The sequence below is a fragment of the Deinococcus pimensis DSM 21231 genome (assembly GCF_000519345.1).
Classification (GTDB): Bacteria; Deinococcota; Deinococci; order Deinococcales; family Deinococcaceae; genus Deinococcus_A; species Deinococcus_A pimensis.
The window spans coordinates 6,939-8,633 of sequence record NZ_KI912666.1; the positions used below are offsets into that span (position 1 = coordinate 6,939).

Here is a 1,695-nt window from a genome sequence, read left to right on the forward strand (position 1 = left end):
CGGGGCGACGCGGGCGCGGTGCTCGCGCGCTTCGACGAGGAGGCGCGCGCGCGCGGCCTGAGGTTCGGGATGCTGTTCTGCCGAGCAGAGCTCGTGGGCTTCTACGCGCGGCTCGGCTGGACGGAGCTCACGGGGCCCGTGACGGTGGAACAGCCCACGGGCCCGCTCGTGATGCCGACGCGGGCGATGGTGCGGGCGTACGGTGAAGAGGCGTGGCCACCCGGCGAGGTCCGGGTGCCGGGCCTGCCCTGGTAGGGCGAGACAAGTGAGGGAGGAGCGCATGAACTTCGACTATTCCCCCAAGGTGCAGGACCTGCGGGCGCGGCTCTCGGCCTTCATGGACGAGCACGTGTACCCGAACGAGGAGACGTACGCGCGGCAGGTCGCCGAGGGCGACCGCTGGACGCCCGTCGCCGTCATCGAGGAGCTCAAGCCCCTCGCGCGGGAGGCGGGTCTGTGGAACCTGTTCCTGCCGCCGGGCTCGCGGCACTCGTTCGGGGCGGGCCTCACGAACCTGGAGTACGCGCCCCTGTGCGAGATCATGGGCCGCGTGCCGTGGGCGCCGGAGGTGTTCAACTGCTCCGCGCCCGACACGGGCAACATGGAGGTGCTCGCGCAATACGGCACGCCCGAGCAGCAGGAACGCTGGCTCGCACCGCTCCTCGCGGGCGAGATCCGCTCGTGCTTCGCGATGACGGAACCCGAGGTGGCGTCGAGCGACGCGACGAACATCGAGTCGAGCATCCGCCGCGACGGGGACGACTACGTCATTGACGGGCGCAAGTGGTGGACGAGCGGCGCGGGCGATCCGCGCTGCCGCGTCGCGATCTTCATGGGCAAGACGGACCCGTCCGCGCCCCGGCACCGTCAGCAGAGCATGATCCTCGTGCCGATGGACACGCCGGGCATCACGGTGCGGCGCATGCTGAGCGTGTTCGGCTACGACGACGCGCCGCACGGACACGCCGAGATCGCCTTCGAGGGCGTGCGCGTGCCCGCCGCCAACCTCCTGCTGGGCGAGGGGCGCGGCTTCGAGATCGCGCAGGGCCGCCTCGGTCCGGGCCGCATCCACCACTGCATGCGTCTGATCGGGCTCGCGGAGCGCGCGCTGGAGCTGACGTGCGCGCGCGCGGCGTCACGCGTGGCCTTCGGGCGGCCCATCAGCGAGCAGGGCGTGGTGCGGGCGGGGATCGCGGAGTCGCGCATGGAGATCGAGCAGGCGCGGCTCCTCGTGCTCAAGGCGGCGCACATGATGGACACCGTGGGGAACAAGGCGGCCCGCGCGGAGATCGCGATGATCAAGGTCGTCGCGCCGAACGTGGCGTGCCGCGTCATCGACCGCGCCATCCAGGTGCACGGCGGCGCGGGCGTCTCGCAGGACACGTTCCTCGCGTACGCGTACGCGAGCTCGCGGACGCTGCGGCTCGCGGACGGCCCGGACGAGGTGCACGCCGAGACCGTCGCGAAGGAGGAACTGCGGCCCTTCCAGCCGCGCCGCGAGGGCGAGAAGCCCGACGCCGTGACCGTGCCGAACGCTGGGGTGAACGCGTGAACCTTCAGGGAAAGGTGACGGTCGTGACGGGCGGCGCGTCGGGCATCGGGCGGGCGCTGTGCGAGCGCTTCGTGCGCGAGGGCGCGACGGTGGTCCTCTCGGACCTGCGCGGAGAGGAGGCCGCGCGCGTGGCGGGCGAGGTG

At 72.4% G+C, this 1,695-nt stretch carries 3 protein-coding genes; all 3 read left to right on the top strand.

All coding sequences use genetic code 11. The annotated features are described in order from the left end of the window. A partial coding sequence (locus DEIPI_RS0117830; RefSeq protein WP_027482657.1) for a GNAT family N-acetyltransferase occupies positions 1–255 on the top strand: 255 nt, incomplete at its 5' end. Between the two features lie 25 nt (positions 256–280). Continuing rightward, a complete protein-coding gene (locus DEIPI_RS0117835) occupies positions 281–1,552 on the top strand; it encodes an acyl-CoA dehydrogenase family protein (protein ID WP_027482658.1) in 1,272 nt (423 codons plus the stop codon). Between the two features lie 23 nt (positions 1,553–1,575). Next, a partial coding sequence (locus DEIPI_RS36825; protein WP_342667522.1) for an SDR family NAD(P)-dependent oxidoreductase occupies positions 1,576–1,695 on the top strand: 120 nt, incomplete at its 3' end.